23 protein-coding genes are annotated in these 26,841 nt (G+C 60.1%); 17 read left to right on the forward strand and 6 right to left on the reverse strand.

Going from position 1 to position 26,841, the window contains the following annotated elements; all coding sequences use genetic code 11:
• Nucleotides 1-1,175: histidine kinase dimerization/phospho-acceptor domain-containing protein (locus tag KGB03_RS09460; protein ID WP_223526893.1), on the reverse strand; the 1,175-nt coding region annotated here is incomplete at its 3' end.
• Nucleotides 1,176-1,290: 115 nt separating this feature from the next.
• Entirely contained in the window at nucleotides 1,291-2,031 is a 741-nt protein-coding gene (gene ompR, locus KGB03_RS09465; RefSeq protein ID WP_218536812.1) for a two-component system response regulator OmpR, read from the reverse strand.
• A 361-nt stretch (nucleotides 2,032-2,392) separates the two neighbouring features.
• Here ompR and KGB03_RS09470 point away from each other — a divergent pair, with 361 nt between their 5' ends.
• From KGB03_RS09470 to tauD, 7 genes are all read left to right on the forward strand, one after another.
• Nucleotides 2,393-4,717, forward strand: a complete 2,325-nt coding sequence (locus tag KGB03_RS09470) for a Tex family protein (protein WP_223526894.1) — start codon at nucleotides 2,393-2,395, stop codon at nucleotides 4,715-4,717.
• Nucleotides 4,717-5,100 (forward strand): PaaI family thioesterase, encoded by a 384-nt coding sequence (locus KGB03_RS09475; RefSeq protein WP_007903088.1) that lies wholly within the window; start codon nucleotides 4,717-4,719, stop codon nucleotides 5,098-5,100. The genes KGB03_RS09470 and KGB03_RS09475 overlap by 1 nt, the downstream gene beginning before the upstream one ends.
• A gap of 255 nt (nucleotides 5,101-5,355) precedes the next feature.
• Entirely contained in the window at nucleotides 5,356-6,939 is a 1,584-nt protein-coding gene (gene gshA, locus KGB03_RS09480; RefSeq protein WP_223526895.1) for a glutamate--cysteine ligase, read from the forward strand.
• 245 nt (nucleotides 6,940-7,184) lie between these two features.
• Nucleotides 7,185-8,162, forward strand: a complete 978-nt coding sequence (gene tauA / locus KGB03_RS09485) for a taurine ABC transporter substrate-binding protein (protein ID WP_223526896.1) — start codon at nucleotides 7,185-7,187, stop codon at nucleotides 8,160-8,162.
• Nucleotides 8,163-8,177: 15 nt separating this feature from the next.
• Nucleotides 8,178-8,972, forward strand: coding sequence for a taurine ABC transporter ATP-binding subunit (gene tauB / locus KGB03_RS09490; protein WP_223526897.1), 795 nt, complete (start codon nucleotides 8,178-8,180; stop codon nucleotides 8,970-8,972).
• On the forward strand, nucleotides 8,969-9,802 hold the full coding sequence (tauC, locus tag KGB03_RS09495) for a taurine ABC transporter permease TauC (protein WP_223526898.1): 834 nt from the start codon (nucleotides 8,969-8,971) through the stop codon (nucleotides 9,800-9,802). Before tauB ends, tauC begins: the two co-directional genes overlap by 4 nt.
• Before the next feature lie 149 nt (nucleotides 9,803-9,951).
• The gene (gene tauD, locus KGB03_RS09500) at nucleotides 9,952-10,794 is read left to right on the forward strand and encodes a taurine dioxygenase (protein WP_218536807.1); all 843 of its coding nucleotides are present in this window, start codon (nucleotides 9,952-9,954) and stop codon (nucleotides 10,792-10,794) included.
• Between the two features lie 134 nt (nucleotides 10,795-10,928).
• On the opposite strand, the gene mgrA is transcribed toward tauD, so the two are convergent.
• Nucleotides 10,929-11,966 carry an L-glyceraldehyde 3-phosphate reductase gene (gene mgrA, locus KGB03_RS09505; RefSeq protein ID WP_223526899.1) on the reverse strand — a complete coding sequence of 346 codons (1,038 nt, stop codon included), beginning with the start codon at nucleotides 11,964-11,966 and terminating at the stop codon, nucleotides 10,929-10,931.
• A gap of 245 nt (nucleotides 11,967-12,211) precedes the next feature.
• The gene (locus KGB03_RS09510) at nucleotides 12,212-13,099 is read right to left on the reverse strand and encodes a LysR family transcriptional regulator (RefSeq protein ID WP_223526900.1); all 888 of its coding nucleotides are present in this window, start codon (nucleotides 13,097-13,099) and stop codon (nucleotides 12,212-12,214) included.
• Between the two features lie 136 nt (nucleotides 13,100-13,235).
• Between KGB03_RS09510 and KGB03_RS09515 the strand changes: the two genes are divergently transcribed.
• Both KGB03_RS09515 and KGB03_RS09520 read left to right on the forward strand, forming a co-directional pair.
• Nucleotides 13,236-13,976, forward strand: a complete 741-nt coding sequence (locus tag KGB03_RS09515; RefSeq protein ID WP_223526901.1) for an SDR family oxidoreductase — start codon at nucleotides 13,236-13,238, stop codon at nucleotides 13,974-13,976.
• A gap of 166 nt (nucleotides 13,977-14,142) precedes the next feature.
• Entirely contained in the window at nucleotides 14,143-14,403 is a 261-nt protein-coding gene (locus KGB03_RS09520) for a hypothetical protein (RefSeq protein ID WP_134101274.1), read from the forward strand.
• A gap of 27 nt (nucleotides 14,404-14,430) precedes the next feature.
• Here the strand turns inward: KGB03_RS09520 and betT are convergent, their stop codons facing one another.
• Together betT and epsC are read right to left on the reverse strand one after the other, a co-directional pair.
• Entirely contained in the window at nucleotides 14,431-16,386 is a 1,956-nt protein-coding gene (gene betT / locus KGB03_RS09525) for a choline transporter BetT (protein WP_223526936.1), read from the reverse strand.
• Between the two features lie 426 nt (nucleotides 16,387-16,812).
• On the reverse strand, nucleotides 16,813-17,739 hold the full coding sequence (epsC, locus tag KGB03_RS09530; protein WP_111449488.1) for a serine O-acetyltransferase EpsC: 927 nt from the start codon (nucleotides 17,737-17,739) through the stop codon (nucleotides 16,813-16,815).
• 193 nt (nucleotides 17,740-17,932) lie between these two features.
• Between epsC and KGB03_RS09535 the strand changes: the two genes are divergently transcribed.
• The 8 genes from KGB03_RS09535 to KGB03_RS09570 all read left to right on the forward strand — a co-directional run bounded on the left by KGB03_RS09535 (nucleotide 17,933) and on the right by KGB03_RS09570 (nucleotide 26,813).
• Nucleotides 17,933-18,925 (forward strand): D-cysteine desulfhydrase, encoded by a 993-nt coding sequence (locus KGB03_RS09535; protein ID WP_046052254.1) that lies wholly within the window; start codon nucleotides 17,933-17,935, stop codon nucleotides 18,923-18,925.
• Nucleotides 18,926-19,223: 298 nt separating this feature from the next.
• Nucleotides 19,224-20,018 carry a cystine ABC transporter substrate-binding protein gene (gene tcyJ / locus KGB03_RS09540; protein WP_192409803.1) on the forward strand — a complete coding sequence of 265 codons (795 nt, stop codon included), beginning with the start codon at nucleotides 19,224-19,226 and terminating at the stop codon, nucleotides 20,016-20,018.
• The gene (gene tcyL / locus KGB03_RS09545; protein ID WP_008148276.1) at nucleotides 20,018-20,683 is read left to right on the forward strand and encodes a cystine ABC transporter permease; all 666 of its coding nucleotides are present in this window, start codon (nucleotides 20,018-20,020) and stop codon (nucleotides 20,681-20,683) included. Before tcyJ ends, tcyL begins: the two co-directional genes overlap by 1 nt.
• Nucleotides 20,684-20,687: 4 nt before the next feature.
• Nucleotides 20,688-21,443 (forward strand): L-cystine ABC transporter ATP-binding protein TcyN, encoded by a 756-nt coding sequence (gene tcyN, locus KGB03_RS09550; RefSeq protein WP_218536802.1) that lies wholly within the window; start codon nucleotides 20,688-20,690, stop codon nucleotides 21,441-21,443.
• Between the two features lie 502 nt (nucleotides 21,444-21,945).
• A complete protein-coding gene (locus KGB03_RS09555) occupies nucleotides 21,946-22,710 on the forward strand; it encodes a hypothetical protein (protein WP_223526902.1) in 765 nt (254 codons plus the stop codon).
• Between the two features lie 256 nt (nucleotides 22,711-22,966).
• Nucleotides 22,967-24,208 (forward strand): SfnB family sulfur acquisition oxidoreductase, encoded by a 1,242-nt coding sequence (locus tag KGB03_RS09560; protein ID WP_223526903.1) that lies wholly within the window; start codon nucleotides 22,967-22,969, stop codon nucleotides 24,206-24,208.
• Between the two features lie 38 nt (nucleotides 24,209-24,246).
• Entirely contained in the window at nucleotides 24,247-25,452 is a 1,206-nt protein-coding gene (locus tag KGB03_RS09565) for an SfnB family sulfur acquisition oxidoreductase (RefSeq protein WP_223526904.1), read from the forward strand.
• Nucleotides 25,452-26,813, forward strand: a complete 1,362-nt coding sequence (locus KGB03_RS09570) for an LLM class flavin-dependent oxidoreductase (RefSeq protein WP_223526905.1) — start codon at nucleotides 25,452-25,454, stop codon at nucleotides 26,811-26,813. Before KGB03_RS09565 ends, KGB03_RS09570 begins: the two co-directional genes overlap by 1 nt.
• Nucleotides 26,814-26,841: the final 28 nt, after the last annotated feature.

Here is a 26,841-nt window from a genome sequence, read left to right on the forward strand (position 1 = left end):
GTCCCCTTCCCGCCCCGAGCTTGATCACCCCGAGTAAACGGGTTGAAAATCGCCTCCAGCTCCGACGGATCAATCCCCGCCCCACGGTCCATGACACTCAGCACCACATACGGCGCGCTGGTGTCCCCGGACACATAAGCCGCCACCTCAACCCCGCTGCCCGCGTGATGCAAGGCGTTGCCAATCAGGTTGTTCAGCAGCCGCTTCATCGACACCCGACGCAATGGAAACGGCTGAATCGGCTCCAGGCGCAGGCGTACTTTCTCTTCGTTCTGGTTGTACGGCGCCGCGACTTCGCGCACCAGATCGCTCAGGTCCACCTCTTCCACCGACTCGTCACGTCCATCGCGAATGAACGCCAGGAACTGGTCGAGAATCGCGTCCATGTCTTCGATGTCGCGGACCATGTCGTCGGTCAGGTCGCTGTGGTCGCCCATCAGCTCCAGAGACAACCGCAAACGGGTCAGTGGCGTGCGCAAGTCGTGGGACACCCCGGCGAGCATCAGTTCGCGCTCGCGGCCGGCCTGTTCGACGTCTTCCGCCATCTGGTTGAAGGCGCGGTAAACCTCGGTCATTTCACTCGGCGTGTCGCTGATCGGCAGGCGCACACTGCGGCCCTGGCCGAGTTGCCTAGCGGCATAGACCAGACGTTTCAAGGGTTGATTGAGCTGGCTGACGAAGATCCACGCCGAGGCAGTGGACAGCAGACCGATAGCGAGGAACCAGCCGAGTACGTTCCAGATTTTCTGGCCGCGCAATGGATGCGGGTAAAGCGGCACTTTCAACCAGCCATCACCCAGGCTTGGCGCCCGAACCCACAGGGCCGGCGGCGAGTGCATACGCAATCGGACTTCAGTGTCGGCACCCAGCTCCGCCTGCATCTGCCGCTGATAGATCTCGCTGTAAGGCCAGTGTTGCTCACCTTCCGGCACGCCAGCACCCACTACCCGGATCAGGGTCGCGGCATCGGCAATCTTCGTGCGGTTTTCTTCATCGGCCGCCCAATAGGCGCGTAGCGTCAGGGCGACGCCGTGGCTGTATTGGCGATCCACCAGCACGTCTTCGTTCATCAACAGATAAACCAGGGTCAGCGCCTTGGAGAACAGCACGACAATAAGCACCAGCCAAAGGGTGCGGGAGAAGAAACTCTGGGGGAACCAAACGGGGGTTTTCATGGATAACCGCTACACACTTGCAGGAGCGAGCGATGCTCGCATATTGCGGATCGCGAGTCTGCGAGCACAGTCATCTGACCCGTTGCCCGCAAGACCCGCTCCTACAAATCGCCGATCACTTGGTGGCGGCGCCATCCGGAACGAACACGTAACCCACGCCCCAGACAGTCTGGATGTAACGCGGTTTGGACGGATCGGGCTCGATCATCCGGCGCAGACGGGAAATCTGTACGTCGATGGAGCGCTCCAGGGCGTCCCACTCGCGGCCACGGGCCAGATTCATCAACTTGTCGCGGGTCAGTGGCTGACGGGCGTTCATGACCAACGCCTTGAGTACCGCAAACTCACCGGTGGTGAGCATGTGCACTTCGTCGCCGCGTTTGAGCTCGCGGGTCGCCAGGGACAGTTCGTAGTCACCGAAGGTCACGCTTTCGTCTTCGCTGCCCGGTGCGCCCGGTACCGGAGCCAACTGGCGGCGCAGGACCGCTTTGACGCGAGCCATCAGCTCGTCCGGGTTGAACGGCTTGGCCAGGTAATCGTCGGCGCCCAGTTCCAGGCCCTTGATGCGGCTCAGCTCATCGCCCTTGGCGGTCAGCATGATGATTGGAATCTGGTTGTTCGCGGTGCGCAGGCGGCGGCAAGCGGTCAAGCCGTCTTCGCCGGGCAGCATCAGGTCGAGGACGACCAGGTTGAACACTTCACGCGCCAGCAGGCGATCCATTTGTTCCGTGTTCGGTACGGCGCGGGCGCGGTAGCCCTTGCCGACGAAAAAACGTTCCAGCAGGCTGCTCAGCCCAGGATCGTCATCAACAATAAGAATTTTTTCGCCTTCAGCAATGTTTGCAGTGCTGCTCATTAGATGCTCCTTTGATCTCGGCGCGCATTATGGCGTAGCTGCCGTTATACGCACCGTGTGCATTGTTAGCAGATTTTTCCTTGATCGCCAGAAATCCGGCCTTTATGCCTACAGCCTGCGATGCCCCCGAATGACAGAACGCTGGTTATAATGCGCGGCCTTTTGTGTCAGGCAACGTCTGATCATTACTGTAGGTGGCCGTTTTTTATTTTCACGGCTCAGGCAGTAATTGTTCGATTTCACGGGTCAACGGGATACCTGTTGATCCAGGTAGCGGCGCAGGCCAGGCCGCTCAACCAGACTCGCCGAGCCCCTATCTCTGCGCCTGCGAGCCTGCTTTCACAATTTGTCAGGTGGTTTTATGGACAGCATCAACAGCCGCATCGCCGAGGAACTCGGCGTACGCCCACAACAGGTCGAAGCGGCCGTCGCGCTACTCGATGAAGGCTCTACCGTTCCCTTCATCGCCCGCTACCGGAAAGAAGTGACCGGCAGCCTCGATGACATCCAGTTGCGTCATCTGGAAGAGCGTCTGCGCTACCTGCGAGAACTCGACGAACGGCGCATCAGCATCCTTGCCAGCATCCAGGAACAAGGCAAGCTGACCCCGCAACTTGAACGCGACATCAAGCTCGCCGACACCAAAACCCGCCTCGAAGACTTGTACCTGCCGTACAAGCAGAAGCGCCGCACCAAGGGCCAGATCGCCCTGGAAGCCGGCCTCGGCGAGCTGGCCGACGGCCTGTTCAACGACCCGACCCTGACGCCAGACGCTGAAGCCGCGCGCTTCGTCGATGCCGAAAAAGGCGTGGCCGATGTGAAGGCGGCCCTCGAAGGCGCCAAGTACATCCTGATGGAACGCTTCGCCGAAGACGCCGGCCTGCTGGACAAGCTGCGCAGCTACCTCAAGCAGGAAGCCACCCTCAGCGCCCGCGTCATCGCCGGCAAAGAAGAGGAAGGCTCCAAGTTCCGCGACTACTTCGAACACGATGAACCGCTCAAAAGCATGCCGTCGCACCGCGCGCTGGCGATTTTCCGTGGCCGTAACGAAGGTATTCTGAGTTCGGCGCTGAAAGTCGGCGACGAACTGCCGGGCGCCATGCACCCATGCGAAGGCATGATCGGCCAGCAATTCGGCATCCAGAACCAGAACCGCGCCGCCGACAAATGGCTGGGCGAAGTGGTGCGCTGGACCTGGAAGGTCAAGCTCTACACCCACCTCGAAACCGACCTGCTGGGCGAACTGCGCGACGGCGCAGAAACCGAAGCGATCAACGTGTTCGCCCATAACCTGCACGACTTGCTGCTGTCGGCGCCGGCGGGTCCGCGTGCCACATTGGGTCTCGACCCGGGTCTGCGCACCGGTTGCAAGGTGGCCGTGGTCGACTCCACCGGCAAGCTGCTGGATCACGCCACGGTTTACCCGCACGTGCCGCACAACAAATGGGACCAGACCATCGCGATTCTGGCGGCCCTGTGCGCCAAGCATGCCGTGGACCTGATCGCCATCGGCAACGGCACTGCCAGCCGCGAAACCGACAAGCTGGCCGCTGAGCTGATCAAAAAATACCCAGCCATGAAGATGACCAAAGTCATGGTCTCCGAGGCCGGCGCATCGGTTTACTCGGCGTCGGAACTGGCTTCCAAGGAATTCCCGGACCTCGACGTGTCGATCCGTGGCGCGGTGTCGATTGCCCGTCGCTTGCAGGATCCACTGGCTGAGTTGGTGAAGATCGATCCGAAATCCATCGGCGTCGGCCAGTACCAGCACGACGTGTCGCAGCTGAAACTGGCACGCGGCCTGGACGCCGTGGTCGAAGACTGCGTAAACGCCGTGGGCGTCGACGTGAACACCGCTTCCGTGGCGCTGCTGGCCCGTATTTCCGGCCTCAACGCAACGTTGGCGCAAAACATCGTCAGCCACCGCGACGAACACGGCGCGTTCAAAACCCGTGCGGCGTTGAAGAAAGTCGCGCGTCTGGGCGAGAAAACCTTCGAACAGGCCGCTGGCTTCCTGCGCGTCATGAACGGTGACAACCCGCTGGATTCGTCCGCGGTTCACCCGGAAGCCTATCCGCTGGTCCAGCGCATTGCTGCTGAGACCGACCGCGATATTCGCTCGCTGATCGGCGACGCCAGCTTCCTCAAGCGTCTTGATCCGAAAAAGTACACCGACGAAACCTTCGGTCTGCCAACGGTCACCGACATTCTGCAAGAGCTGGAAAAACCTGGCCGCGATCCGCGTCCCGAGTTCAAGACCGCCGAGTTCCAGGAAGGCGTCGAAGACCTCAAGGATCTGGAGCTGGGGATGATCCTCGAAGGCGTGGTGACCAACGTGACCAACTTCGGTGCTTTCGTCGACATCGGCGTGCATCAGGACGGTTTGGTGCATATCTCTGCGCTTTCGGAGAAGTTCATCAAGGATCCGCGTGAAGCGGTGAAGGCCGGTGACGTGGTGAAAGTGAAGGTCATGGAAGTCGATATCCCGCGCAAACGCGTGGGTCTGTCGATGCGCATGAGCGACACGCCGGGCGAGAAAATCGACGGTGCCCGTGGTGCACGTCCGGGTTCGGCGCCACGCCAGTCCCAGAACACCGCACCGCGTAAAGAAACCACGGCGGCGGCCCCGGCCAACAACGCCATGGCTTCGCTGTTCGCCAACGCCAAGCAGTTGAAGAAACGCTGATGGAGATCCCGGCCGGGCTGACCGAAAGCGCTTTTTTCAAGTTGCTGGGGTGTCGCTTGCACAGTCTGGAGACCGGGGTGGCGCAAGTCGCCCTCGGGCTTGCGCCAGAGCTGCGCAATCGCGGCGGCAAGCTGCACGGCGGGGCCTTGTTCAGTCTGGTGGACATTGCCATGGGGCTGGCCTGTTCCAGTACCCATGGTTTTGACCAGCAGAGCGCGACCATCGAGTGCAAGATCAACTACATTCGCGCCGTCGCAGACGGTGAAGTGATGTGCACGGCGCGGGTGATCCACCCGGGCCGCCGCACGCTGGTGGTCGAAGCTGACGTGATGCAAGGCGACAAACTCGTCGCAAAAGCACAAGGCACGTTCGCTGTCCTGTAGATGAATGCCATCGATTTGAGTTAATTTCGGCGCAATGAATCCTGCGCCGGGATTTCCTGTGGGAGCGGGCTTGCTCGCGAAGGCGGTGTGCCAGAGACTTAAGTGCTGGCTGACACACCCTCTTCGCGAGCAAGCCCGCTCCCACAGGGATTGTGGCGTTCCAAAACCAGGCGAAAACGCCAGTTTCAACTTCACCCTTGTAGACCGTCTTGCCCACCCCCATATTGGGGCGACTGACGCGTGAAGGAATCCAACTTGAGCGAACTTCTCAACCGCCGCCTGGCTCTGCTCGGCGAGCGCGCTAACCTCTCTCTGCTCGAACAGTGCCTTCACGGCATCGAACGTGAATGCCTGCGCGTGACCGGCGAAGGTCGCCTGGCGCAAACGCCGCACCCGGAAGCATTGGGTTCCGCGCTGACCAACGAACAAATCACCACCGACTATTCCGAGTCGCTGCTGGAGTTCATCACGCCCGCCCTGCCCGACCCGGCGGATACGCTGGCGAGCCTGGACAAGATCCACCGTTTTGCCTACAGCAAGCTCGGCAACGAGTACCTGTGGAGTCCATCGATGCCGTGCCCGTTGCCGGCCGAGGAAGACATCCCGATTGCCTATTACGGCACCTCCAACATCGGTCAGCTCAAGTACGTCTACCGCAAGGGCCTGGCCCTGCGCTACGGCAAGACCATGCAGTGCATCGCCGGGATTCACTACAACTTTTCCCTGCCGGAAAAGCTCTGGCCGCTGCTTAAAGAGGCTGAAGGTTTTGTCGGCACCGACCGCGACTATCAGTCGTCGGCCTACATCGCGCTGATCCGCAACTTCCGCCGCTACAGCTGGCTGCTGATGTACCTCTTCGGTGCCTCGCCTGCGCTGGACGCCGGTTTCCTGCGCGGTCGTTCGCACCAGCTGGAACAACTGGACCCGGACACTTTGTACCTGCCGTACGCCACCAGCCTGCGCATGAGTGACCTGGGTTACCAGAGCAACGCCCAGGCCGGTTTGACGCCTTGCTACAACGATCTGGCCAGCTACACCGACAGCCTGCGCAAAGCGGTCGCCACGCCGTACGCGCCGTACGTCGAAATCGGCACGCATCAGGACGGTGAGTGGGTTCAGCTCAACACCAACATCCTGCAGATCGAAAACGAGTACTACTCCAACATCCGCCCGAAACGCGTGACCTACACCGGCGAACGGCCGATCCAGGCGCTGGTGGCTCGCGGCATTCAGTATGTCGAAGTGCGTTGCCTGGACATCAACCCGTTCCTGCCGATGGGCATCGATCTGCCGGAGTCGCGGTTCCTCGACGCATTCCTGCTGTATTGCGCGCTGAACGACAGCCCGCTGCTGACCAATACCTCGTGCGGCAACGCGACCTCGAACTTCCTCAGCGTGGTCAAGGAAGGTCGCCGTCCGGGTCTGCAATTGCAACGCGACGGTCATCCGGTGGACCTGAAAGAGTGGGCCAGCGAGTTGCTGGAGAAGATTGCACCCCTGGCGGCGATGCTGGATCAGAGTCATGGCGGCGATGCGCATAGCAAGGCGCTGGATGCGCAACTGGCCAAGGTCAGGGATCCATCGCTGACACCATCGGCCCAGGTGCTGGCGGCGATGGCTGAGCACAAGGAGAGCTTTGCTCAGTTCTCCCTGCGTCAGAGCCAGGCGCATGCGGAGTTTTTCCGCAGTGAACCGCTTTCAAGCGAAGATCAGGCGAAATTTGAAGACCGGGCGCGTTCGTCGCTGGCCGAGCAAGTGGAGCTGGAGCAGAACGAAGTCGGCGATTTCGATGTGTTTGTCGGGTCGTATCAGGCGAGCATTCTGGCGATCAGTAACTAACCTGCATACGCAGATCTCCTGTGGGAGCGGGCTTGCTCGCGAAGGCGGCGTATCAGCCGACATCAATGTTGACTGACACGCCGCCTTCGCGAGCAAGCCCGCTCCCACATGGATAACGATCTACTACTCTCTCTTAGAATTTTCCGCTCATAAGCTCATTCGAAAAAGTTATTTATTTTCGGATTCTTAGATCATTTAGTCTCCTTTTCACGCCGACTCTCGGTCGTCTGAAAAGGAGCTTCTCAATGAAACTGACTTTCCCCCTTCGCCTGCTGGCGGCCGCGTCTCTGGCTGCAGTGAGTTTCTTTGCCCAGGCGGCTGACGTCACCGTCGCCTACCAGACCACCGTAGACCCGGCGAAAGTCGCCCAGGCCGACGGCGCGTACGAGAAAGCCACCAACGCCAAGATCGACTGGCGCAAATTCGACAACGGCGCCGACATCATCGCCGCCATCGCTTCCGGCGACGTACAGATCGGTTACCTCGGTTCCAGCCCCCTGACGGCGGCAATCACCCGCAAAGTCCCGGTAGAAACCTTCCTCATCGCCACGCAGATCGGCGCCGCTGAAGCCCTGGTTGCCCGCGACGGTTCCGGGATCAAAACCCCACAAGACCTGATCGGCAAGAAAATCGCCGTGCCGTTCGTTTCCACCGGCCACTACAGCCTGTTGGCCGCGCTGAAGCACTGGAACATCGACCCCTCGAAAGTCACCGTCCTCAACCTTGCCCCGCCAGCCATTATTGCCGCGTGGAAACGCGGTGACATCGACGCCACCTACGTGTGGGACCCAGCCCTCGGTGTTGCCAAGGAAAACGGCAAAGTGCTGATCACCTCTGGCGAACTGGCCAAGTTCGGCGCGCCGACCTTCGATGCATGGATCGTGCGTAAAGACTTCGCCGAGAAGCACCCGGAAATCGTCACCGCGTTCGCCAAAGTGACCCTCAATGCCTACGCCGACTACCGCAAAGATCCAAAAGCCTGGCTCGCCAATCAATCCAACGTCGACAAGCTGATGAAACTCTCCGGCGCCAAGGCCAGCGACATTCCATTGCTGCTGCAAGGCAACGTCTTCCCGCTGGCGGCTGATCAGGTGATCACCCTCGGCGCGCCGACCACCAAGGCCATCACCGACACCGCCGCGTTCCTGAAAGAACAAGGCAAGGTTGAAGCCGTGCTGCCGGACTACGCCCCGTACGTCAGCGCCAAATACATCACCAACTGATCGGAGTTAATTGCGATGGCTTTGCTTCAGCTGGAGCGCATCAGCGCACAGTACCCAGGTAGCCCCGAACCGGTACTGGCGGATATTTCCCTGAGTCTTGGGCCCCAGCAATTGCTGGTCGCCCTCGGCCCGTCCGGCAGTGGCAAGACCTCGCTGTTGAACCTGATTGCCGGTTTCGTCGAGCCCAGCGCCGGGCGCATCACCCTCGATGGCGTGCCGGTCAAAGGCCCGAGCGCCGAACGCGGCGTGGTGTTTCAGGACGATGCCCTGCTGCCCTGGCAGGACGTGCTGGCCAACGTAGGTTTTGGTCTGGAACTGGCAGGTGTTTCCCGAGACAAACGCGAAATCCGTGCTCGGGAAATGCTCGCGTTGGTGGACCTTTCCGGTTTCGAAAACCGTCGGATCTGGCAACTTTCAGGCGGGCAGAAGCAACGTGTCGGCCTGGCTCGCGCCCTGGCGGCTGATCCGCGCGTGTTGCTGATGGACGAACCCTTCGGCGCCCTCGATGCCTTCACCCGTGAACAGATGCAGGAGTTGCTGCTGCAAGTCTGGCAGCGCACCGCAAAACCGGTATTTCTGATTACTCACGACATCGAAGAAGCGGTGTTTCTCGCCACGGACCTGATTCTGCTGGCGCCGAACCCTGGGCAAATCGTTGAGCGCCTGAGCCTGGATTTCGGTCAGCGTTACGCCGCCGGGGAGTCGGCTCGTTCGATCAAGTCAGACCCGCGCTTTATCGAAACCCGCGAACACGTGCTCGCCAAAGTGTTCTCCCAACGCAGCGCCGCCCAGCGGCAGGAGCGCGCATGAGCACCTATGAAATTCCCGCCGCGACGGTGAAACCGGGCTCGACGGTAATCCCGCTGCGTCGCAGTTTGAACACGCGCTGGATCAGCGTGCTGACACTGGTCGCTCTCGTTGCCATTTGGTGGGCCGTCACCGCCACTGGAATGATCGAACCGCTGTTCCTGCCGCCCCCGTCCGCGGTGCTGCAAAAAGGCTGGCTGCTGGTGACCACCGGCTACATGGATTCAACGTTGTGGCAGCACCTTGGCGCGAGCCTCAGCCGAATCGGTCTGGGCCTGGGCTTCGCGGTGCTGACCGCCGTGCCTGTCGGCATCGCCATCGGCCACAACCGCATTGCTCGCGGCATTCTCGATCCGCTGATCGAGTTCTACCGCCCTATTCCCCCGCTGGCTTATCTGCCGCTGATCGTGATCTGGTGCGGCATCGGTGAGCTGTCGAAAGTCTTGCTGATCTACCTGGCGATCTTTGCCCCGATCGCCATCGCTACGGCGACCGGCGTGCGTACCGTCGACCCGGCCAAATTGCGCGCCGCGCAATCGTTGGGGGCGACCCGGGCGCAGTTGATTCGTCATGTGATTCTGCCGAGTGCGCTGCCGGATATCTTGACCGGTGTGCGCATTGGCTTGGGTGTGGGTTGGTCGACGCTGGTCGCCGCCGAATTGATCGCCGCCACCAGTGGTTTGGGTTTCATGGTGCAGTCGGCCGCGCAGTTCCTGGTCACCGATGTGGTGGTGCTGGGGATTCTGGTAATCGCGCTGATCGCCTTCGCCATGGAAATGGGCTTGCGCGCCTTGCAACGCAAACTGGTGCCGTGGCATGGCCAGGCGCACTAAAAAATCATCATGTGAAAAACCCTGTGGGAGCGAGACCGGCTTGCCGGCGATGGCGGCGTATCAGCCACAGCCATGTCGCCTGACACTCCGCTATCGCGAGCAGGCTCACTCCCACAAAAAGCTCGGCGCCCCGGATTAAAGAGAACACCATGAGCCACCTGACCATCGTCCCCTTAAGCTATGCCCTCGGCGCGCAAATCAGCGGCGTCGACATCAGCCAACCGCTAAGCCTGGAACAGCGCGACGCCATCGAGCAGGCGCTGCTCAAACATCAAGTGTTGTTCTTCCGCGATCAGCCGATCACACCCCAGCAGCAAGCACGTTTCGCCGCCAATTTCGGCGACCTGCACATTCACCCGATCTACCCGAATGTGCCGGAACAACCCGAAGTGCTAATCCTCGATACAGCCGTCACCGACGTGCGCGACAACGCGATCTGGCACACCGACGTGACCTTCCTGCCGACCCCGGCTCTGGGCGCGGTACTCAGTGCCAAGTTGCTGCCGGAGTTTGGTGGCGACACGTTGTGGGCCAGCGGTATCGCAGCGTATGAAGCGCTGTCGACGCCGATGAAAACCTTGCTCGAAGGGCTGACCGCCACCCACGATTTCACCCGTTCGTTCCCGTTGGAGCGCTATGGCAACACGCCCGAAGCGCTGGCCCAGTGGGAAGAAGCGCGCAGGAAAAACCCGCCGCTGTCACACCCGGTGATTCGTACTCATCCAGTGAGCGGACGTCGGTCGTTGTTCGTCAATGAAGGCTTCACGTCGAAGATCAATGAGCTGTCGGAAACCGAAAGCGAGGTGATGCTGAAGTTTCTGTTTGCCCACGCGACACGGCCGGAATTTACCATTCGCTGGCGTTGGCAGAAGGACGACGTGGCGTTTTGGGATAACCGCGTGACACAGCATTACGCCGTGGATGACTACCGGCCGGCGCGGCGGGTGATGCAGCGGGCGACGGTGTTGGGGGATGTGCCGTTTTTCCGGTGAACCCTGAAGTTCTTTATTGGTGTTGATGGCCTCTTCGCGAGCAAGTCGAATCGTCGCACCGCCGCTCCCACATTAGACCTCGGTCACCTGTGGGAGCGGGCTTGCCAGGCACCAAAGGTTCTGGCGCCAAATACTTACTCAGCCGACGAAGGCTTCTCCCAAAGATTGACCCCGCCCTCTTGGGCAAACCGGTCAATCTCCGCCAGCTCTTCCACGCTGAAGCTCAAATTCTTCAACGCACCGACGTTCTCGATAATCTGCTCCGGCCGGCTCGCACCGATCAGCGCCGACGTCACGCGCGGATCGCGTAACGTCCACGCCAATGCCAGCTGCGCCAGGCTCTGACCGCGACGTTTGGCGATCTCATTCAGCGCACGCACATGAGCGATGTTGGCTTCGGACAGGTGCGCCGCCTGCAACGAACCTCCCCCCGGACGATTGACCCGCGCGTCCGCCGGCACGCCGTTGAGGTACTTGTCGGTCAACAATCCCTGAGCCAACGGCGTAAACGCAATCACGCCCGTACCGAGTTCGTCCGTCGTATCCAACAAGTCTTTTTCTACCCAACGATTGAGCAGGTTGTAAGCCGGCTGATGAATCAGCAACGGAACTTTCCACTCTTTCAGCAGCGCGGCCATTTCACGGGTTTTAACGCCCGAGTACGAGGAGATACCGATGTACAACGCCTTGCCCTGTTGCACCGCGGTGGCCAGTGCGCTGGCGGTTTCTTCCAGCGGCGTGTCCGGGTCGAAGCGGTGGGAATAGAAGATGTCCACGTAGTCCAGGCCCAGGCGCTGCAGGCTCTGATCAAGGCTGGCCAGCACGTATTTGCGCGAACCGCCGCCCTGACCATAAGGGCCGGCCCACATGTCCCAACCGGCCTTGCTGGAGATGATCAGCTCGTCGCGATACTGCTTGAAGTCTTCACGCAGCAAACGACCGAAATTGATCTCTGCACTGCCGTACGGCGGGCCGTAGTTGTTGGCCAGGTCGAAATGGTTGATGCCAAGATCAAATGCGGTACGCAGCAACGAACGCTGGGTGTCGATCGGCGTGCTGTCGCCGAAGTTGTGCCACAGGCCCAGAGACAGCGCCGGCAGCACCAGCCCGCTGCGCCCCACGCGGCGGTAAGGGATGGAGTCGTAGCGGTTTTCGGCAGCGGTGTAGGTCATCGAATCCTCTCTTGTCTGTCTTGAAGTTGGTATCGACTGCTTCGCAAGTTGCCCAGCATACGCCCAGACAAACGCCGATAAACCTCGGACTCGAGAAAATGCTGAAACGTTTCATATGATCGTTCCCATGCTCTGCGTGGGAATGCAGCCCGGGACGCTCCGCGTCCCAATCCAGAGCCGAACGCGGAGCGTCCGTTGAGGCATTCCCACGCGGAGCGTGGGAACGATCTGTGGAACTGCGGCTACTAAGCCCCCGCAAACACTTCCCCCAGCCAATCCACAAACACCCGAACCCGTGGCGACATCTGTCGGTTGTGCGGATACAACACCGAAACCGGCATCGGCGGTGGTGGCGTGTCGATCAGGACTTCCTGCACCAGGCCCAGGGAAATCTGCGTTTCCATTCGGTAATGCGGGCACTGGATCAGGCCCAGCCCGGCGATCGCCGACGCCGCATAAATTTCCGCGCCGAACACTGAAAGCGCCCCATCGATGGCGACTTCCTTCAGCTCGCCATCAACCATGAATTCAAAGGGGAATAACTTGGCAGTCGTGCGCGAGACGTAGTTCACGGCACGATGATGCTTGAGGTCGTCGAGGCTTTTCGGCTCGCCGTATTTACGCAGGTACGCGGGGCTGGCACAGGTAATTTGGCGCAGGTTGGCGACGCGACGGCCGATCAGTGCGGAGTCGCCCAAGGTGCCGGCGCGCAGCACGCAGTCGACGCCTTCGGCGATCAGGTCGACAAAGCGGTCGGCCTCGCTGATGGACAGTTCGATGTCCGGGTAGCGCGCCATGAACTGCGGCAACGCCGGGATGACGAAGTGCTTGGCCAGCGTGCCATGCACATCCACGCGCAACCGGCCCTTCGGTGCGACGCTACGGAATGCCAGTTCGGCTTCTTCCAGTTCCGCCAGCAGCTGCACGCAACGCAGGTAGTACGCCTCGCCGTCCAGCGTAGGCCGCACCTTGCGGGTGCTTCGCTCCAGTAAACGTGTACCGAGCCAGGCTTCGAATTGATTCAGCGTGTGGGTCAGCGTCGCCCGCGGCAGGTTCAGGTCGTCGGCCGCCCGCGTGAAGCTGCTGCGCTCGTAGATCCGCACGAAAACCTTCATCGCTTTGACTTGATCCACGCGAGTCTCCTGACGGTTGATTGTTGGCGATTATTGAACAGTCAAGGCAACTCTCGTGCATTTATCAGCCTGAGTAAACATGTGAATCTGGCTTCACACCCAGCAAACAACTCCCGACTCAAAAGGATTCACCGCCATGACTACTCAGACTTCGAAAGTTGCCATCGTGACCGGCGCCTCCCGTGGCATCGGTGCGGTGATCGCCAGACAACTGGCCAAACAAGGTTTCGCCGTCGCCATCAACTACGCCAGCAGTGCCACCGAAGCTTCAAGACTGGTGGTGGAATTGCGTCAGGCCGGGCATCAGGCCATAGCGATCAAGGCGGATGTAGCGAACGCCGACAACGTACGCCGGCTGTTCGACGAGACCGAAGCGCAACTGGGCAAGGTCGATGTGCTGGTCAACAACGCTGGCATCCTCAAAGTCCTGCCGCTGGCGCAACACACGGATGAGCTGTTCGACCAGAACTTCAACATTCACGCCCGCGGCACGTTCAACACCCTGCGTGAAGCCGCCACTCGCCTGAACACTGGCGGGCGGATCATCAACTTCTCCAGCAGCACCGTCGGCATGAACTTGCCAGGCTACGCGGTGTACATCGCCAGCAAAGCAGCGGTGGAATCCCTGACCCAGGTGTTCGCCAAGGAAATGCGCGGTCGCAATATCACCGTCAATGCCGTGGCCCCCGGTCCGGTGGCGACCGACCTGTTCCTGCACGGCAAGAGCGAAGAGCAGATCCAGACCTTCGCCAAGATGGCCCCGCTGGAACGTCTGGCTCAGCCAGAAGACATCGCTCGCGTTGTGTCTTTCCTGGTCGGCCCGGACTCGGCTTGGGTCAACGGGCAAATCCTGCGCGTCAACGGTGGGCTGGTTTAACTATGCTCAAACTGATACCGAGGTGACCCCCTTCGCGAGCAAGCCCGCTCCCACATTGATCCCGGTTGCTCACAAAATCTGTGTTCAAAGGAAATACCCTGTGGGAGCGGGCTTGCTCGCGAAGGCGGCTATACAGCCAGCACACATCTGAAGGGCGGAACACACCATGCACACCACGATCATCATCTCCTTCGGCCTGGTCCTGCTGGCGCTGATGCTGTTCATCGGCGAGAAAATCGGCTTCAGCCAACAGACACTGACCTACAGCTTCGTGGCCCTGTGGTTGGCGCTGACGTTGATCAACGGCGCCGTTGGCATGGTCACGGCCGGCCAGTCACTGAGTACGGAACTGATGATCGGCACGGTGGTGTTCAGTGTGCCGGTGGCGGCGCTGGTGCTGTTCATGGTGTTGAGCGCCGAGACCTGAAAAAGGCCCGGCGCCACGGGTTCTCGATCAACGCACCAAATGCAGGAACTGCAGGTGCCGCTCGTACTGATCGAGGATGTCGTTGATGATCTGCTCCTTGCTGTAACCCACCAGATCGTAGTCCTGACTGCCCTCGCTCAAATGCACTTCGGCCCGATGATAACGACGGTTGTTGAGTTCCTTGGAACCCATACCGCCACGGGCGAAGGACGGTGTGAAGTAGCCGCGCATCTGCACCTGATAAATGAACGGACGCTCCTCGCCATGACCGATTTCCAGGCTGACGTTGTCGTTGGTCGGGTCCGGCTGAGTGACCACCTTCAAACCCTTCTCGACGAACACCGCCGAGACTTCTTCAATCGCCGGGCGCACCGCCGTATCGAGGAAGCGATAGACCTCATCCCGTGACGGGAAATGTACGGCCTGACTCAAACGCTGACGCCAGCCGCCACGCCGCGAGCCGGACACCGGTGCCAGCGAATGCAGTTGCGCGATCTGCTTCTGCGACTCCAGGTAGAACGCCTTGTGCAGCCCCCACATCATCAGCAGCAAGATCATCGAGAACGGCAACGAGGTCAGCACCACCGCTGACTTCAGCGCATCGATACTGCCGGAGAACAGCAGCGCACTGGTCACCAACGCGGTCATCGCGCCCCAGAACACCCGCAGCCATTTCGGCCCGTCTTCATCGGGATTGCCGCCCTTGGCGGACAGTGTCGATAGCACCACAGTGCCGGAATCGGCAGACGTCACGAAGAACACGAAGCTGATGAACACCGTGACCGCGATCACGGTTTTGCTCCACGGGTAGGTTTCCAGCAGCAGGTAGAGGGTCATCGACGGGTTATCGATGGCCGACATGCCGAGGGCGCTCATGCCGTGGTTGAGGACTTGATCGATGGCGCTGTTGCCGAAGATCGACATCCACGCCAGGGTGAAGCCGAGCGGAATCAGCAGCACACCGAAGACGAATTCGCGGATGGTCCGGCCACGGGAAATCCGTGCGATGAACAGGCCCACGAACGGCGACCATGCGATCCACCAGGCCCAGTAGAACACCGTCCAGCCGCCCAGCCAGTCACTGGGTTTGTCGTAGGCGTAGAGGTCGAAACTCTTCATCGGCAAGGCGCCGAGGTAGTCGCCGATGTTCTGGATCAAGGTGTTGAGCAAGTGCTGAGTCGGGCCAGCAAACAACACGAACAGCAGCAGCGCGCAGGCCAGCAGCATGTTGATGTCGGACATCACCCGCACGCCTTTATCGACGCCGGACACCGCGACGATGATCGCCGCGCCCATCATCAGCGTGATCAGGCCGACCTGAATCCATTGGGTGTGAGCGATGCCGAACAGGTAGTCCAGACCCGAGTTGAGGTGCAACACGCCAAAGCCCATGTCGGCACCGAGGCCGAACACCGTGGCGATGATGCCGAAGCCGTCCACCGCGTAACCGATCGGACCGTTGATGCGCTTGCCGATCAGCGGATAGAGCGCCGAACGCAGGGCCAGCGGCAGGTTATGACGATAAGCGAAGTAGGCCAGCGCCATGCCGACGAAGGCGAACACGCCCCAGCCGTGCAGGCCCCAGTGCAGAAACAGAATCTGCATCGCCTGACGCGCTGCATCCGCCGTGCCCGCTTCGCCTTGTGGCGGTTGCGCCAAATGGGTCAGCGGTTCGGACACGCAAAAGAAGAACAGCGTGATGCTGATCCCGGCGGCGAACAGCATGCCGGCCCAGGACAGGTAACTGAATTCGGGTTCGTCGTGGTCGGCACCGAGCTTGATCTTGCCGTAGCCGGACAAGGCGGTGACCACCACGAAGACCAGATACAGCGTCATTGCGAGCATGTAGTACCAGCCGACCGTGTTGGCCGCCCAGTTTTGCGCTTCCAGAAGCCAGGCACCGGCCTGTTCGGGTATCGCCATGACCACCACGGCGAACAACAAAATAAAGGTCGCCGCGAAATAAAAAACCGGCGGATTCATGCGGACCTGACCGCTGGCGGGGGTGGGCGATGCACTCATGAAAGGTGCACCTCAAGGGGGTGAAACAGGGCAATCAGTAACGGACTCGGCAAAGGCAAGCCTCCTGTTGTGAGCGGGCAGCAAACCGGCGGTTTAACTTGAATGAGCGTTCAAGTTAAACATGAATAGGGTGCTAAGGACTAATCGCAAGGCTCGGCGGTACTGTTCGTACGCTAGCTCAAGGGTAGGTTTGACGCGGGATTTGGGGGATCCGTTCGTTCGGAAATTAGCTAAATGCCATTATTGTCGTTCGCCTTGAAACCATTCGCGGGCAAGCCACGCTCCCACAGGTTTTGCGTCGAACGGTAATTCCGTGAACGACACAAAACCTGTGGGAGCGTGGCTTGCCCGCGATGGCGTCAGTATGACCACTAGAGATTTCGGGATTTACTTCTGCGTCCCATCATCATGCTGCAGATTCGCCTGAGTCAGGTTGCTCCCCGCCGGCACGCTGCGGGTCAGCCAGACATTGCCGCCAATGGTCGAGCCCTTGCCGATGGTGATCCGCCCCAGAATCGTCGCACCGGCATAGATCACCACGTCATCCTCGACAATCGGATGTCGCGGCTGCCCCTTCTGCAACTGACCGTCTTCATCCGCCGGGAAGCGCTTGGCGCCCAACGTCACGGCCTGATAAATCCGCACACGCTCGCCGATGATGGCGGTCTCGCCGATCACCACGCCCGTCCCGTGATCGATGAAGAAGCTGCGACCAATCTGCGCGCCAGGGTGAATGTCGATGCCGGTGGCCGAGTGGGCGATTTCCGCGCTGATCCGTGCCAGCAGCGGTAATCCGGCGCGGTACAAATGATGGGCCAGGCGATGATGAATCACCGCCAGAATCCCCGGATAGCACAGCAACACTTCATCGACGCTGCGAGCCGCCGGATCGCCGTGATAGGCCGCCAGCACGTCGGTGTCGAGCAGACTGCGCAGCCCCGGCAATGCGAGGGCGAAGTCCTGAATGATCTGAATCGTCTTGGCCTCGACCCCAGTGTCGGCCTGGGCACTGTGGCGAGCGGCGTAGCGCAGTTCGAGTCGCGCCTGAGCCAGCAACGCGTTCAACGCAACGTCCAGCGTGTGACCGACGTAGAAGTCTTCACTTTCCTCGCGCAAATCCACCGGTCCCAGGCGCATCGGGAACAACGCGCCGCAAAGGGCTTCGAGAATCTCTGCCATGGCCGCTCGGGAAGGCAACTCGCGACCGCCCTGTTCGGTGCTGGCGCGGCCATTTTGTAGCCGCCACTGGTCACGCGCCGTGCGCAGTTGGCTGACGATGGTCTGCAGTTGCCAATGACTGGAACGCTCGCTCACGGTAAAAACTCCTCACGGGCGGCCGGACTGTCTGGCCGCGTTAACCGCGATTACTTTACGGCATGGTCTGGAAGCCGAATTAAGAACCGATTGTGCTGTGCTCAGCACTTTTTGGCATAAGGCCGATTGGCAGTTGCCCCGCTAAATAGGCGTGCCTATAGTCCTGTCATCTCCCTCCGCCAGTACGGACCCCATGATCAAACAACAGCTTGCCCGCTTTAACCGTCTCGACCTGCTCGGTCATCCCACCGCCCTGGAAAAACTCGAACGCCTGTCGGCCTGGTTGGGCCGCGATGTGTACGTCAAGCGTGATGACCTGACGCCGCTGGCGATGGGCGGCAACAAGCTGCGCAAACTCGAATACCTGGCGGCCGATGCACTGGCACAAGGCGCCGACACGTTGATCACCGCTGGCGCGCTTCAGTCCAACCACGTGCGCCAGACTGCCGCCATTGCGGCCAAGCTTGGCCTGGGCTGCGTAGCCCTGCTGGAAAACCCTCTCGGCACCGACGACGCTAACTATGTCGGTAACGGCAATCGACTGTTGCTGGACCTGTTCGACGCCAAGGTCGAACTGGTGGAAAACCTCGACAACGCCGACGAGCAACTGCAGGCCCTGGCCGATCGCCTGCGCAACAACGGCAAGAAGCCGTATCTGGTGCCGATTGGTGGCTCCAACGCATTGGGCGCTTTGGGTTATGTGCGCGCAGGGCTGGAACTGGCCGAGCAGATCAAGGACACCGGGCTGACATTCGCGGCCGTGGTTTTGGCTTCGGGCAGTGCCGGGACCCATAGCGGTCTGGCGTTGGCGTTGAGTGAAGCACTGCCGGATTTGCCAGTGATTGGTGTCACGGTTTCTCGCAGCGACGAAGACCAGCGCCCGAAAGTCCAGGGCCTCGCCGAACGCACTGCCGAGTTGCTGGGCGTGAGCCTGCCAGCGAGTTTCAAGGTCGAGTTGTGGGACGAATATTTCGGCCCGCGCTACGGCGAACCGAATGCCGGGACGTTGGCCGCCGTGAAGCTGGTGGCAAGTCAGGAAGGTTTGCTGCTGGACCCGGTTTATACCGGCAAGGCCATGGCGGGTTTGCTCGATGGCATCGGCCGCCAGCGCTTCAATGACGGCCCGATCATCTTCCTGCACACCGGCGGGGCGCCAGCACTGTTCGCCTACAAAGACTTTCTGTAAATGATCGTTCCCACGCTCTGCGTGGGAATGCCTCAAAGGACGCTCCGCGTCCAGTGACGCGGAGCGTCACGGGCTGCATTCCCACGCAGAGCGTAGGAACGATCACTTAGCTTGAAAAGGAATAACAAACTTATTATTCATTATTTTCCAATCTAAAGGCACCATCATATAGTCACGCCGCAGGCGAATTTGCAGCGAGACGCATACGATGCTTTAGGGCAGGATATCGCAGTCGTTCAAATCCCGAATTTGCCAACATTCCTAAAAGCGTCTTCATAAGAAAACACAGGGGCTTGTCATGAATTTTTCCGCATTACGTCGAAACCTGCTGGTTGGTTCGCTGGGCCTGGCGCTGAGCGCCGGTCTGCTGGGGCAAGCGGTTGCCGGTGAGCAGCTGCAAAAAATCAAAGACGCTGGCGTGATCAACGTGGGTCTGGAAGGCACTTACCCACCGTTCAGTTTCGTCGACGCCGACGGCAAGCTGACTGGCTTCGAAGTCGAGTTTTCCGAAGCCCTGGCCAAAGAGCTGGGCGTGAAGGTCAAACTGCAGCCGACCAAATGGGACGGCATCCTTGCAGCCCTGGAATCCAAGCGTCTGGACGCTGTGATCAACCAGGTGACCATCTCCGAAGAGCGCAAGAAGAAGTATGACTTCTCCGAGCCGTACACCGTTTCCGGGATTCAGGCGCTGACCCTGACCAAGAACAAAGACACCATCAAGACCGCTGCCGATCTGGCCGGCAAGAAAGTAGGCGTAGGCCTGGGCACCAACTACGAGCAATGGGTGAAAGAGAATGTGCCTAAGGCTGACATCCGCACCTACGAAGATGACCCGACCAAGTTCCAGGATCTGCGCGTTGGCCGCATCGACGCCATTCTGATCGACCGCCTCGCCGCACTGGAATACGCCAAGAAGGCCAAGGACACTGCCGCCGCCGGCGAAGCGTTCTCCCGCCAGGAAGCCGGTGTCGCCCTGCGCAAAGGCGAGCCAGAGCTGCTGGCCGCGGTGAACAAAGCCATCGACAAGCTGCGTGCCGACGGTACGCTGAAAAAGCTTTCGGAAAAATACTTCAGCGCTGACGTCACTAAATAATGGAAGAAGCTTTCCAACTCGCGCTGGATTCCGCGCCCTTCCTGCTGAAGGGCGCGTACTACACAGTGATCTTGAGCCTGGGCGGGATGTTCTTCGGCCTGGTGATGGGCTTCGGCCTGGCATTGATGCGCCTGTCGCGCTTCAAACTGGTGAGCTGGATCGCCCGCATCTACGTGTCGTTCTTTCGCGGCACGCCGTTGCTGGTGCAACTGTTCGTGATCTATTACGGCTTGCCGCAATTGGGCATCGAACTTGATCCGCTGCCGGCGGCCCTGATCGGCTTCTCGCTGAACATGGCGGCCTATGCCTGCGAAATCCTCCGCGCCGCGATCAGCTCCATCGAGCGCGGCCAGTGGGAAGCCGCTGCGAGTATCGGCATGACCCGCGCGCAGACCCTGCGCCGGGCCATCCTGCCGCAAGCGATGCGCACAGCCCTGCCACCATTGGGCAACAGCTTCATTTCGCTTGTGAAGGACACCGCGCTGGCAGCCACTATTCAGGTGCCGGAACTGTTCCGTCAGGCGCAGCTGATTACCGCCCGTACCTTTGAAATTTTCACCATGTACCTTGCCGCCGCGCTGATCTACTGGGTTCTGGCCACGGTGCTTTCGCACCTGCAGAATCAGTTGGAAGCACGGGTCAATCGGCACGATCTGGAGTCCTGACCCAATGATTGTCGTGGAAAAACTGACAAAGCAGTTCAAGGGTCAAGTGGTGCTCAACGGCATCGATCTGCAAGTGAAGGAAGGTGAGGTGGTGGCGATCATCGGGCCTAGCGGCTCGGGTAAAACCACGTTCCTGCGTTGCCTGAATTTTCTTGAAGAACCCACCAGCGGCCGGATCAAGGTCGGTGACATCGAGATCGATGGCAGCCGTCCGCTGAACCAGCAGCAAGGCCTGGTGCGACGTTTGCGCCAGCACGTGGGTTTCGTGTTCCAGAACTTCAACCTGTTCCCTCATCGCACCGCCCTGGAAAACGTTATCGAAGGCCCGATCATCGTAAAGAAAATCCCGCACGCCGAAGCCGTTGCCCTGGGTAAAAAGCTGTTGGCACGGGTTGGCCTGGCGGGCAAGGAAGACGCGTACCCGCGACGCCTTTCCGGTGGTCAGCAACAGCGTGTGGCGATTGCCCGCGCGCTGGCGATGGAGCCGGAAGTGATTCTGTTCGATGAGCCGACCTCAGCCCTCGACCCGGAGCTGGTAGGTGAAGTGCTGGCAACCATCCGTAGCCTCGCCGAAGAGCGACGCACCATGGTCATCGTCACCCACGAAATGGGCTTTGCCCGGGACGTGGCGAACCGCGTGGTGTTTTTCGACAAAGGTGTGATCGTCGAACAAGGCGAAGCCAAGGCCTTGTTTGCCAATCCGAAAGAAGAGCGGACGAAGCAGTTTTTGAGCAAGTTCCTGAATAACGCTCAGCACTGAAACATCGCCTCACTACTTGTTAACTTCCACGGATGGAAGTAACAACCACTCCTACCAACAAAACCCTCGATATATGCTCTTCGCTTATTCACCTCTTTGAACAATAGATAAATTTTTATAGCCGCAGGCGGTACATATATATCTCCTGCAACAGAATAACCTCGCTTAAAATCCAGCCAAGACCCGCACCCTCGCCGTACCGGGCTTCGCCGTCAGCACCCCGCCAAAAGCCCGTAGAACAAGGTCAAATTCGACAGAGCGGTGCAGCTTATTAACTCCACCGTGTAGGATTTTTCTGAATAACACTCGATCCAATACTTAACTAACAAACTCTATTGACACTTATACAAGCGCACTCTTATCTAGTCTCCAACAGGCAATTAACCTCGCACTCGCTCACTATTTAATTTCACACACAGTGAACAGTTTTGTTGCTCGGTAATTCACGCCTTTCGAACTTTCAGAAACGGACTTTCGCTGCAAGGCTTCAAGGAGAAACCCCATGACAAGCACTTCGAACAAACCCGAACTTGCGGCCCCGACCCTGGCGCAATCTCACAAGACCTGCATCAACATCACCTCGGCGGCGCACCTGCTGATCGAGGTGGCGCCCTACTCCGGCATGGACGAAGGCGACCTGATCGAACTGTTCTGGGATAACTGCTACGTGGCCTCCAGAGTGCTGACGGCTGACGATGTCGGCCAACCGGTCCAACTGCGTGTGCCCGAGAGCTTCATCGCCAATGGCACCTCGCACGTTCACTACCGGGTCATGCAGATCGGGCAAGGGCCAACCCTTTCGGCCACCAGACGGGTGCAGATCAAACTCGACTGCCCCGGCGGCCAACCGTCAGCACTGTGCGGCGATGAAAACCAGAGCCTGGAGCCCGTGAGCATCCCCGAGACCATTCGCCGTCAGGGCGTCAACCCGAACCAGATCAAGCGCGGTGTTCCGCTGACCATCGAGCCTTACCTGAACATGGCCGCCGACGACGAAATCACCTTGCGCTGGGGCGATGTGCGCATGGATCTGCCACGACTCAAGGCCGGCGATGTCGGTCAGCCGATCCAGGTCTGGGTGCCGCCGGCGATCATTCTCGAAGCCGGCGAAGACCTGCGGCTGGAAGTGACTTACTGCATCCTCGACCGGGTGGGTAACAACTCCCGCTGGGCACCACCGCGCAGGCTGAAGATCGGTTGCGCCAATCCCTATTTGAAGGTCCGGCCAAAGGAGATACTCATGGCCGCCGAACCTCGCAAACACTGATGATCCTCTGTGGCGAGGGGCTTGCCCCCTCGCCATAGGGTGTGCGCTAACCAACCTTCTATGCATATTCCTAAAAGTTAGTTTATTAATTTTTTATACACGCTTAGGGTATATGCACCGGACCACCGGACATTCTTGTTTTCGTTCGTCGCAACCCTCGCGACGTTTCCATGAGATGTGAGGTAGGTATGGTCCGGAACACAATCACCCCAGTGCAGATCGCCAGGGCATTGCGTGCAGCCAAGGAGCGGCACTGATGTCCAGTCTGGCAGAATCAATCGTCCAGAGTGATCTGGACATCGCCCCGTTGTTGTTGCCCGCGCAGGTCTTGCGTAACGACGCACAAGCCATCAAGGCCGCCCATGAGCTGGCGCAAGTCGCCCGTCTGCAAGCAGCCAAACGCGACCAGCAGCGCAAGCTGCCGTGGTCGGAAATCGAACAGTTCACCCGCAGCGGCCTGGGCAGCATTTCTATCCCGCGTGAGTACGGTGGCCCGCAGGTTTCGTTCGTCACGTTGGCCGACGTCTTCGCGATCATTTCCGCGGCCGACCCGGCATTGGGACAGATCCCGCAAAACCAGTTCGGCATTCTCAACCTGGTGCTTGGCAGCGCCACTGAATCGCAGAAAAAGCAGCTGTTCAAAAGCGTGCTCGACGGCTGGCGGATCGGTAACGCGGGGCCAGAACGCGGCACCAAAAACACCCTTGAACTCAAGGCGCGAATCACCGCCCGCGGCGACGGCTTCGTCCTCAACGGGCAGAAGTTCTATTCCACCGGCGCCCTGTTCGCCCACTGGGTCGCCGTCAAGGCGCTGAACGACGACGGCAAGCAGGTTCTGGCCTTCGTTCGTCGCGGCACTCCTGGGCTGCGCATCGTGGATGACTGGTCGGGCTTCGGCCAACGCACCACCGCCAGCGGCACCATTTTGCTCAACAACGTGCAGGTCGACGCCGAGCTGGTGGTGGATAACTGGAAGATCAACGACAGCCCGAACATTCAGGGTGCCGTGTCGCAGTTGATTCAAGCCGCCATTGACGCCGGCATCGCCCGGGGCGCCATCGACGACGCCATCGAATTCGTGAAAACCCGTGCACGGCCGTGGATTGACGCCAAGGTCGAACGGGCCAGCGACGATCTCTATGTGATCGCCGACATCGGCAAACTGAAAATCGAACTGCACGCCGCCGAAGCGCTGTTGCGCAAGGCCGGGCAAGTGCTCGATCAGGTCAACGCCGCGCCGCTCACCGCCGAGTCCGCCGCCCGCGCCTCGATTGCCGTGGCCGAAGCCAAAGTGCTGACCACCGAGATCTCGCTGCTGGCCAGCGAAAAGCTTTTCGAACTGGCCGGCAGCCGCGCCACCCTCGCCGAATTCAACCTCGACCGCCACTGGCGCAACGCCCGCGTGCACACGCTGCACGACCCGGTGCGCTGGAAATATCACGCCGTCGGCACCTATCACCTGAACGGCACGCTGCCCGCACGGCACTCCTGGATCTAACGACCAGAACACTTTTGACCAGATCTCTGGAGAAACACATGACCATTTCTCACCACGTCGCGGTCATCACCAGCGATGAGCAAGCCCTGATCGTCGCCAGTGACCTGGCCGAAGATTTCAAACGCGACAGCGCCCTGCGCGACCGCGAACGCCGTTTGCCATACCCGGAACTGGAAGTGTTTTCCCGCTCGGGTCTTTGGGGCATCAGCGTGCCAAAAGAATACGGCGGCGCCGGGGTTTCCAACGTCACCCTGGCCAAGGTGATCGCGCTGATCGCCCAGGCTGACGGCTCCCTGGGCCAGATCCCGCAGAACCATTTCTACGCGCTCGAAGTATTGCGGGTGAACGGCACCGATGAGCAGAAAAAACGCCTCTACGCAGAAGTATTGGCCGGCCAGCGCTTCGGCAATGCCCTCGCGGAACTGGGCACCAAAACCGCCCATGACCGCGTCACCAGCCTGACCCCTGATCGGCATGGAGAACGTGCCGGCTATCGCATCAACGGCCGCAAGTTTTACGCCACGGGCGCGATTTATGCCCAGCGCATTCCGACGTCGGTCGTGGACGAAAACGGTGTTCAGCAACTCGCTTTCGTTCCTCGTCATGCCAAGGGTCTGACGGTCATCGACGACTGGAGCGGCTTTGGCCAGCGCACCACCGGCAGCGGTTCGGTGGTGTTTGAAGATGTTTACGTCGCCGTTGAAGACGTGATCCCGTTTCAAAGTGCGTTCGAGCGCCCGACCACCGTCGGCCCGTTGGCGCAGATTCTTCATGCCGCCATCGACACCGGTATCGCCCGCGCCGCCTATGAAGATGCGCTGCATTTCGTGCGCACCAAGACCCGGCCGTGGATCGATTCCGGGAACAACAAAGCCACCGAGGACCCGCTGACCATCAAGAGCTTCGGCCACTTGAGCATTCGTCTGCACGCCGCCGAAGCCTTGCTGGAACGCTCCGGCGAATTCCTCGACAAGGCTCAGGCCGCCACCAACGCCGAGACCGTCGCCGCCGCGTCGATTGCCGTCGCCGAAGCCCGCGCCATCAGCACCGAGATTTCCCTCGCCGCGGGCAGCACGCTGTTTGAACTGGCTGGCAGCCAGGCAACCTTGATTGAACACGGCCTGGATCGCCACTGGCGCAACGCCCGGGTGCACACCCTGCACGACCCGGTGCGCTGGAAGTATCACGCGGTCGGCAATTACTACCTCAATGATGAAAACCCGCCACTGCGGGGGACCATCTGATGGCCGATGCCAAAAAGAAGATCCTGCTCAATGCGTTCAACATGAACTGCATCGGGCACATCAACCATGGTCTGTGGACGCATCCACGGGACACCTCCACTCAGTACAAAACCATCGAATACTGGACCGAACTGGCGCAATTGCTGGAGCGTGGACTGTTTGACGGTTTGTTCATCGCTGACATCGTCGGGGTTTACGACGTCTACCAAAACTCGGTGGATGTACCGCTCAAAGAATCAATCCAACTTCCGGTCAACGACCCGCTGCTGCTGGTTTCGGCCATGGCTGCGGTCACCAAAAACCTTGGCTTCGGCCTCACCGCCAACCTGACGTACGAACCGCCGTATCTGTTCGCCCGACGCATGTCCACGCTCGATCACCTGAGCCGTGGCCGGGTCGGCTGGAACATCGTCACCGGCTACCTCGACAGTGCCGCCAAAGCCATGGGTTTGAGCGAACAGGTGGAGCACGACCGTCGTTACGACCAGGCCGATGAATACCTGCAAGTGCTCTACAAACTCTGGGAAGGCAGCTGGGAAAACGGCGCGGTGCTTAACGATCCGCAACAGCGGATCTACGCGCAGCCCGAGAAAGTGCACAAGGTCGAGCACAAGGGCGAGTTCTATCAGGTCGAGGGTTATCACCTCTGCGAACCCTCGCCGCAGCGCACACCGGTGCTGTTCCAGGCCGGCAGTTCGGATCGCGGTTTGCTGTTCGCCGGGCGGCATGCCGAGTGCGTGTTCATCAGCGGCCAGAACAAACCGTCGACCAAGGTTCAAGTGGACAAGGTGCGCGCCAGTGCCGTCGAGGCCGGGCGCAACCCCGAGGACATCAAGGTGTTCATGGGGCTGAACGTGATAGTCGGCGCCACCGAAGCGCTGGCCTGGGCCAAGCACGCCGAGTACTTGAGCTACGCCAGCGCCGAGGCCGGCGTGGCGCATTTCTCGGCCTCCACCGGGATCGATTTTTCCGAGTACGACATCGATGAACCGATCCAGTACGTGAAGAGCAACGCGATCCAGTCCGCCACCAAGAACCTGCAAAACAACGACTGGACTCGCCGCAAATTACTCGAGCAACACGCCCTCGGTGGTCGCTACATCACCGTGGTGGGCTCGCCTGAGCAGGTCGCCGATGAGCTGGAATCGTGGATCGCCGAGACCGGGCTGGATGGCTTCAACCTGACGCGAATAGTCACGCCGGAGAGCTATGTGGATTTCATCGACCTGGTGATTCCGCAGTTGCAACGGCGCGGGTCGTACAAGACCGCTTACGACAGCGGCAGCCTGCGGGAAAAACTGTTTCACGCAGAGGCGCATTTGCCTGAGCAACACACAGGCTCGGCCTACCGCCGCTACTAAAAGCTTCGCGAGCAAGTCGAATCGTCGC

The organism is Pseudomonas sp. BF-B-26 (assembly GCF_019956495.1).
In the GTDB taxonomy this organism is placed as follows: domain Bacteria; phylum Pseudomonadota; class Gammaproteobacteria; order Pseudomonadales; family Pseudomonadaceae; genus Aquipseudomonas.